Here is a 9,094-nt window from a genome sequence, read left to right as displayed (position 1 = left end):
CGCGGTGTCGCTGGTCACCAGATTTTCGAAGTTACCGCCCGTGGTGCTCTTCACAAACACATCAAAACTGCTGTTATCTACATACACATCTTCACCGTTATTAATATCAAACGGCGTGGAACTGACTAGATCGCCAGGCGTATAAGTTGGAGCAAAGGTAAGGGTCGCACCATTACTCAGCGTTACCACTAATTCAGTCTCAGGCGCATGATCCAAGCTCGCGGTGATCTGTGCCGTGCCGCTGCCTTCGTTAACGCTAACATCGTTCAATGTTAGCGTGACATCGGTGGGGGTGTCGGTGATGGTGATATTGCCCACCGTTGGCGTGCCCAGCTGCTCAAAATCAGTACCACCTGCAACCGTTACATCTGTCGCAATCGCAACATCGGCCGGCGCTTCTTTGTATACATCCTCAAACAAGCTGGATGGGATGGTGACTGTAGCTGTACCCGTGCTCTGGCCTTCGTTCACTGTGATGGTTTGTGAATCACCATTCAGATCCGTGAAGGTTACGGCGATAGGCTCATCGCCTGTGCGCACCTCACTGCTCAAGGTGACGGTATAGGTTAAGATTCCACCGGACTCAGGAAAATCTGGACTCGCGGTTAAGCTGATACTCGTGGTGTCTGTTGTATCGCTGACCACGGTATCGACCGCAGCAGGATTAAAAGTCAGATCTTCAAAGCTGCCCGGCTGACCTGCATTAACTTCAGTCACACTCGTGATGTTGTTTGACAGTGTTTCACCGTCAACATACACATCGTCACCTTGTACTGGCACCGTCAGCGTACCGCTGCTGGCACCCGCTTCAATGGTAATCGTGCCGAGGGTGGTTTCAACCGTTACGGTATTGTTGGCTGGCTTTAAATTGCCAGCAGCGTCTTTGAGGGTCACGGTATAAACCAGATCCGCAGCGCCTTCGTTAACAGCATCTTTATTGACGGTTAACTCAGCGGTCACTGGAGTCGTGGTGTCATTAACGGTGACCGTGGCGGTGTCGGTGGTGACCAGGTTTTCGAAGTTACCGCCCGTGGTGCTCTTCACAAACACATCAAAACTGCTGTTATCTACATACACGTCTTCGCCGTTATTGATATCAAACGGTGTAGAACTGACCAGATCGCCCGGCGTATAGGCTGGGCCAAAGGTAATGGTCGCGCCATTACTCAGCGTTATCGTCAGCTCAGTTTCTGGCGCATGATCAAGACTGGCGGTGATTTGCGCGGTACCTGTTCCTTCATTCACGCTGATATCATCCAGCGTCAAGATCACATCATCGATGGTGTCTGTGATGGTGATTTTGCCAACACTTGGGACACCCAAGCCTTCAAAGTCTTTACCACCAGCAACCGTTACATCTGTCGCAATCGCAACATCGGCCGGTGCTTCTTTGTATACATCCTCAAACAAGCTGGATGGGATGGTGACGGTAGCTGTACCTGTGCTCTGGCCTGCGCTCACTGTGATGGTTTGCGAATCGCCATTCAGGTCAGTGAAAGTCACTGTGACTGGATCATCACCGGCACGCACTGGACTGTCTAAGGTCACGGTATAGGTTAAATCACCGCCCGCTTCAGTCAGATTTGGACTCGCGGTTAAGCTGATGCTGGTGGTGTCCGTGGTATCGCTGACCACTGTTTCTACTGCATCAGGCTTAAAGCCTAAGTCTTCAAAGCTGCCTGCCGTGCCGCCATTCGTTTCGGTCACACTGGTGATGTTGTTTGACAGTGTTTCACCGTCAACATACACATCGTCACCTTGTACTGGCACCGTCAGCGTACCGCTGCTGGCCCCCGCTTCAATGGTAATCGTGCCGAGGGTGGTTTCCACGGTCACGGTGTTGTTGGCTGGGGTTAAATTGCCAGCTGCATCTTTGAGGGTCACGGTGTAAACCAGATCCGCGGCACCTTCGCTGATGGCTGTTTTATCAACCGTCAGTTCAGCAGTGACAGGCGTAGTGGTGTCAGTCACGGTCACCGTCGCGGTGTCGCTGGTCACCAGATTTTCGAAGTTGCCGCCCGTGGTGCCCGTCACCGAGACAACAACGCTGCTGTTATCTACATACACATCTTCGCCGTTATTAATATCAAACGGCGTCGAGCTGACTTTTTCACCCGGCACATAATCAGTACCGAAGGTAATGGTTGCACCATTACTCAGCGTTACCACTAATTCAGTCTGTGGCGCATGATCCAGGCTTGCCGTGATCTGTGCCGTGCCGCTACCTTCATTTACAGAAACGTTGTCTAAGGCCAAGGTAACGGTGTTAATAGTGTCACTGACTGTGGTCGTAGTCGTGCTATTGTCAAAGGTTAGATTTTCAAAGCTGCCCGGTTGTCCGGCATTAGCTTCATTGACACTAGTAATGGTATTGGTAACGGTTTCGCCATCCAAATACACATCATCACCTTGCACCGGTACGTCCAGCGTGCCAGTGCTACTGCCAGTAGGGATAATGATCGTACCTAAGCTGGTTTCCACGGTTACATCATTTTTAGCTACTATAGGGTTACCGCTGTCGTCACGCAGAGTAACGGTATAAACCAGATCTGCAGCGCCTTCATTCACAGCACTACGATCCACTGTCAACTCGGCGATGACAGTGTCAATGGTGTCGGTAATGTCAGCTGTGGCCGTTGCGCCTATTACATCTACTGCTTCAAAGTTTCCGCCATTAATTTCAGTGACCGTGGCCTTGAGGCTATCAGCATCAAGATAAACGTCAGAATTCTGTGTAGGGATAAATAGCTCACCGCGTCCGTTAGCATCAACCGTGACTTGGTGCTCGGTGCCATTTACATCAACAGTCAAAGCAACAGTGCTGCCCGTTTGCGGAGGGTTGTTTAGTTCAAAAACAAAAGTAACTCCGGCTTCATCCTCCGTCACATTAGTGGTCGTGACCTTAACGCGGGTAATGTCGGCATCGTCAACAATAGTACTAGTCACTGTGCTACCCAAACTAGATTCATTGATATGCTCGTTACCACCAACGGCCTGTTTCACGGTAAAGGTTTTATCTTCATTACCTTGTTGATAAGGATCATCCGAACGGCTATCGACTTCAATACTGCCAGTGCTCTCACCCACTTGGATAACGATAACTTCACCGGTTTCTAACTCAATATAGAGCGGCTTGTCTGCAACGGGGCTTTCCACGGTGGCGGTAACCGTTATCTTGCCACCTTCGATAACTTCCGGTGTTGTGCTAAGGATAATATCCAGTACTGGCACCACCTCAATATTAAGGTCTGCGGAGGCAGTACCGCCCTCACCATCAGAAATAGTGTAATTGACAGTCGGAACTGGGCCGTTGAAATTAGGTGCCGGCACAAAGGTATAACTACCGTCTGCGTTGAACGTTAGATTGCCAACACCAGAAATTACGGCGGTTTCACCAGCTGCATACTTTTGACCGCCGACCTCAAATTCGGTAACGCGCAACGGCTCATCACCATCGGGATCAGAATCATTAGCAAGCACACCATCCTTAGCTGTAACTGTCAGAGTCACATCTTCTAATGTGGTGTTAGCGTCGGCAATGGCTACTGGCGGCGGGTTAGATACTGACCACACAAAGTCATGTTCACTGCTATTGCCTGCTGGATCGGTCACGCTAATGGTAACGTTATATTGACCATCGGTTGGAATGTCACCATCGCCATTTTGGCTAGCAGACTTATCTATGGTGCCGGTCACTTTTCCGGTAGTTGGATCGTATTCCAAGCCTTTAGGAAGACCTGTTACAACAATGTCTAACTCGGTGTTAGGCGCTATTTGGTCGGTGAATTGACCGCGAATATCGAGATCAATTACATCTGCGTCTTCGTCTGCACGATCTGGAATACTGCCCGACAACTCAGGCGCTAAATTATCTACCGGCTTTTCATCGTTGGCACTGCTGCTGTTGCCTGCGGGATCGGTGATGGTGGCATCCACTGTGACCGTGGTTTGACCGGGGATTACCGGCACTTGCACCGGTATGCCATTGTCGATGTCGGTTTGAGTCACTGGGCGCTCGAGCAGCACGTCACCATTGGGCGTTTTCACCACTAAGGTGTCGCCCACTTTTACGGTATCTTTATCAAGAGTCACGGTAGCAGTGACTTTACCGTCGGTGATTTCAGATTCGTTATAGACACCATCTGGGCCGGTGCCTTCCAGCTCAATTGTGAGCTTAGATGTGACGTTATCAACGGGCTTTTCATCCGCTGCGCTGCTGCTGTTGCCCGCCGGATCGGTAATGGTGGCACCCACTGTGACCGTAGTTTGGCCGGGGACTACTGGCACGTCGACCAGTACACCGTTGTCGATGTCGTCTTGGGTCACTGGCCGCTCCAGTAACACGGTTCCGTCTGGTGTGGTCACCACTAATTGGTCACCCTCTTTAACGGTATTTGGATCTAAGGTAACTTTAGCGGGCACTTTACCACCCACTATTTCCGACTCGTTGTACAGGCCGTCAGGACCGGCGCCTTGTAATTCAACTTCTAGCTGAGGCGTAATATTATCCACCGGTTTTTCATCGGAATCGTTACTGCCGGTGCCATTGGGCTGAGTAATACTGGCATTTATTTCTACGCTTGGCTGGCCGGGTGTAACTGGCACTTGAACGATAATACCGTTGGTGATGTCGCCAGAGGTCACGGGGCGGTTAATAAGCTCGTTACCTTTACCATCGGTAACTACTAAAATATCACCTTCTTTTACTTTATCGTCTAGGGTTATATGCCCCGATACGGTACCGTCGGCAGCAATTTCTGATTCATTATAAATACCATCAGGCCCGGCGCCCTGCAGCTCAACTGTAAGACCGGGAACGCGCTGGATAGCACCACTTTCATAACGTTCTTCACCGCGGTGTTCGTAGCGGTAGTCGGCTTCTACTACCCAATCGGGCAAACTCATACCTAACGGACGCAACACTTCACTTATACGTGCCACGGTAACAGGAGTAATACCATCGGCTTCGATGATTTCATGAATACGCACCAGGTTTACAAAGTTATGCCCTGTTGAGTCCACTGTTATGGCGCTGTATTGGAGGCCTGAGCTATCGTTAGCCGTCGCCGATGAATCAGCCAGCGGTGCCAACGCTGATGGTGAGTCGGACTCAGTTTTTGCGGTGGCAGAAATATCTGCACCTTCCGCCACTACAACTTGTTGCTCGCCAACAAAAGTCAGCTCATTACCGTTACCAAAGTCAACACCGACCACGGTGCCTTGGGCGGTAACCAGTATTTCATCTGCGGTTAAGCGGTCGCCTACTTTTAAGGCACGGCGTTCACCCGTGCTGGCTTGGGCCCATGCTTGTCCGGTGAGGGATACAATAGTGGCAAGTGTGTTCATAGAAACCTCATCATAAAAATAGACATACCGCCTTCTTGGCAGCAGTTATTAAATTGCTATTAACGCTCGGTTAAGGCATTGGCTTTAGCGCGTAAAAAGGGTTTAAGTACATAAGATAAAATGGTTCTTTTGCCGGTCAGTACATCCAGCTGGGCAGTCATGCCTGGGATCACAGATAACAGCTGGGCCGCCTCGGCGTTGGTGGTGATGGCACGCACCACATAAAAAGTGTTGTCGCGATCGTCGGTAATGGTGTCGGCACTAATGTGCTGCAGCTCGGCTTCTAAGCCACCATAAATGGCGAAATCATAGGCGTGCAGCTTAATGGTGGCCGGCAAGCCGGGTCTTAGAAAAGCAATGTCTTTGGGGGAGATTTTGGCCTCAACTAATAAGCGATCGTCGCTGGGCACAATTTCTACCAGCGCATTACCGGGTTGTACCACGCCGCCTACCGTATTCAGTAATAAGCGTTGCACGGTGCCGTTTACCGGCGAGCGGATCTCTGCCAGTTTCACGCGGTCAGCCAAGCCCCCTACATGTTGATTTAGGCTATTCATTTCAGTGGCCGACTCGCTAAGTTCGCTGTGCCATTGGCTATGCATGGTGAGTTCAACTTCTTGCAGCCGAGCTTGAGCTTCTTGAATGCTGGCTTGCACTTGTTGAGCCCGCGCAGCCGCTTGACGACGCTCACCGTTGGCGGCAGATTGGTCACGTTGTAAGTGCAAAATATCAATTTCAGACACGGCACCACTGGCTAATAAAGGCCGAGTAGCGGCCAGCTCACGGCTTGACATGTTATATGCCTGCTGGGCGGTGCTAACCCGAGCTTGCGTTTCGCTAAGCTCTTGTTGGCGCTGAGCCAATTGCTCTTGGGCCACCGTTAGCCGTTTTTGCAGCTCATTTAAGCTGGCCTGATACTGATTTTGCTCACGTTTTAATACTCGCTGCTGCTCGTCGGTCACGGCAGCCGTCATATCTGGCACATAGTCTTGCTGATTAATTTGCGCATTTAAGCGCGCCACCTTGGCGGTGAGCGCAAACAAACGGCCACTGCTTTCTTGAAAATTGGCTACAAAGCGCGTGGGATCGATGCGCGCCAGCAACTGCCCTTGAGTGACTACCTCGCCCTCTTTGATCAGCAGTTCTTCAATCATGCCGCCATCCAAAGACTGGACTATTTGCAGCTGGCGGGAAGGGATCACCTTGCCCTCGCCACGGGTGACTTCGTCAATGGGCGCAAACGCCGCCCATAACAGCAGCAGGATAAAAGTGAACGCTATGCCGTACAGCAAACCGCGCGCACGCAGCTCTTGTTGGCGCTCAATGGCATAAGCCGCATCTTGTTGCCAATAACGGGAGCGCTGGCTAAAGCTGGCAAATAACGGTCGAAATAAACGGTCTACCCAGCGTTTTCCACTTAAACCCACGGCATTGGTTTTGCTTAACTGCTCGAAGGCGCGTTGTTCGGCGGATTTAGACTTTTGCTGACTGTGGCTCATGGCGCGGCCCTCTGAATGCTGCCCTGCTCAAGCGCTTGCAGCACTTGTTGCTTGCTGCCATCCGCCACTACGGTGCCGCCATCGAGTACAATCAGGCGCTCCACCATGTTTAACAATCCGGTTTTATGGGTAATTAAGAGCAAGGTTTTGCCCTGGCTAAATTGATCCAGCCCCTTGCTCACATGATTCTCTAAGCTGCTGTCCATGGCACTGGTAGGTTCATCAAGCAGTAACATGCTGCTGTCTGCCATTACCGCACGGGCGACGGCGATAGTTTGTCGCTGCCCGCCAGAAAGCCGACTGCCCCCCTCACCCACGGGCATGGCCATGCCATCCGCATGGGGTCCTATCAGTCGCGTTAAACCAGACACATGCACCGCCTGCATCAGCCGTTCTTGGCTGGCGTGGGTTTGACCCAAGGTGACGTTGTCATATACGGAACCGCTGAGCAGTTGTACGTCTTGGGGCACGTAGCCAATATGGCGGCGCAGCTCGGCCGGATCCAGCTGGCCAATGTGCACACCATCAATCAAAATACTGCCAGCACTGGTTTGATACAGACCTAAGATCAGTTTTTCGATGGTGCTTTTACCAGACCCTACTTGGCCTAACAGCGCCACCCGCTCACCGGCACGAACATGAAACGACACATTATTCAGTGCCGGCGTTTCTTCATCTGGATAGGTAAAAGAGACGTTGCGAAACTCAATTTCACCGCGCAGTCGGCCGCGGCTTAGCTGGGGTTTGTTTAAGTCTCGCTCTTGCTCATGAGCCATAATGTCTTCTACAGATTTGAGTGCAGTGGCCGCTTGGTAATACTGGGTTAATAACGAGGCGGTTTGCGATACCGGTGCCATGGCGCGCGACGACAACATATAAGAAGCAATCAGGGCTCCTTGGCTCATCTCGCCTTTAATCACCAAGTACACGCCAGTGATAATCATGCTGATCGCCACCACTTGCTGGATCCAGGCCGCACCTGCCCCCACAGATGCACCGAGCAAGCGCTGCTTGCCGGAACACCCCGATAAAAAGTCGGTAGCCTGCTCCCATTGGCTTTGCATGCGGCTGGTGGCGTTAAAACTCTTTAAAGTGGCAGTACTGGACAAGCTCTCAATTAAACCCGCATTGCGTTGGGCACTGGCTTGGCTAGACACTTCTGATAACTGCTGCATCTTGGCTTGCACCGATAAGGCGTAGCCAATAATCAGCAGCGCGCCCACTAATACCGGGATCACCATGGGCCAAGAAATCAGGCCAATAATAATCACGAACAACAAGAAAAACGGCAGGTCGATTAATGCAGTAATGGTCATGGAACCAATAAAAGAGCGCACCGACTCAAACGACTGCACATTGGCAGCAAACGAGCCCACCGATTGCGGACTGTGCTTTAAGCGCATGCCTAAAATGCGCTCCATGATCAATGCCGACAGCTTAATATCCGCTCGACTGGCCGCCAGCTCCACAAACCAGCTGCGCAACATGCGCAGCACCAAGTCCGCACACACCACCACCATCGCGCCCATGGCTAACACCCACAGAGTTTCGGTTGCATGGTTGGGCACTACACGGTCATACACGTTCATCACAAACAGCGGCATAGTGAGCGCAAATAAGTTAATGAAAAACGCCGCTATTAATACATCCCGGTACACCCGTCGATTAGCACGCACTACGCTCCAAAACCAATGCCCTTTGTGCTCAGGCTCGGTGGCAGTACGCTGCTGGCCATCAGGCAGGCGAAAACTCGGCCGGCAGTACAGCGCGATACCTGTATAGCGGCTATTCACCTCCTCTAAGCTCAGCTGTTGGCTTTGCATTTCCAGCTCTGGCAGGCGCAGTTGCACGGTTTGCTGTTGCATATCAACCGCTTCCAGCAAGCAGGCGTTGTTGTCTTCCAGCAAGATAATGCAAGGTAATAGCAAACTATTGAGTCGGGTGAGGGATTGGCGTACCAAGTTAACATTCAGCCCCGCCCGCTCGGCGGCGCGTGCAGTAATGGAAGGCGATAAACGGCCCTCCACTAACGGCAAACCGTCGGTCAGGGCGTCAAGCGTGAGCGTAGTGCCGTTTGCGTTGGCCAGCCATAATAAGCAGCCACTAATGGGATCATCACTTATCTGCATAACATCCTTTTTACATGCCGTGAGGAGCGAAGAGTGAAGGGTTAAGCCAAACCCTTCGGCAGCCGTACGTTACAGGTTCTTGGTCGAATGAATTAGACTCAACAAAAGCCGCTCGAGGGG

The 9,094-nt window shown here is 51.6% G+C and carries 3 protein-coding genes; all 3 read right to left on the bottom strand.

The window, feature by feature from the left end; translation table 11 throughout:
* Positions 1-5,346 (bottom strand): immunoglobulin-like domain-containing protein (locus ACFQ1C_RS03520; RefSeq protein WP_379557148.1); only part of this gene is annotated, 5,346 nt, incomplete at its 3' end.
* 59 nt (positions 5,347-5,405) lie between these two features.
* Positions 5,406-6,845, bottom strand: a complete 1,440-nt coding sequence (locus ACFQ1C_RS03515) for an HlyD family type I secretion periplasmic adaptor subunit (protein ID WP_379557147.1) — start codon at positions 6,843-6,845, stop codon at positions 5,406-5,408.
* On the bottom strand, positions 6,842-8,974 hold the full coding sequence (locus ACFQ1C_RS03510) for a type I secretion system permease/ATPase (RefSeq protein ID WP_379557146.1): 2,133 nt from the start codon (positions 8,972-8,974) through the stop codon (positions 6,842-6,844). The genes ACFQ1C_RS03515 and ACFQ1C_RS03510 overlap by 4 nt, the downstream gene beginning before the upstream one ends.
* Positions 8,975-9,094: the final 120 nt, after the last annotated feature.

Origin of the sequence: Oceanisphaera ostreae, assembly GCF_042676125.1 — a bacterium.
GTDB lineage: Bacteria > Pseudomonadota > Gammaproteobacteria > Enterobacterales > Aeromonadaceae > Oceanimonas > Oceanimonas ostreae.
This window is presented reverse-complemented; position numbering and strand designations above follow the sequence as displayed.

What these genes read in the sequence shown, in the direction of transcription:
- ACFQ1C_RS03510 (WP_379557146.1), bottom strand. Translation starts at nt 8,974, where the DNA reads ATGCAGATAAGTGATGATCCCATTAGTGGCTGCTTATTATGGCTGGCC.
- ACFQ1C_RS03515 (WP_379557147.1), bottom strand. Translation starts at nt 6,845, where the DNA reads ATGAGCCACAGTCAGCAAAAGTCTAAATCCGCCGAACAACGCGCCTTC.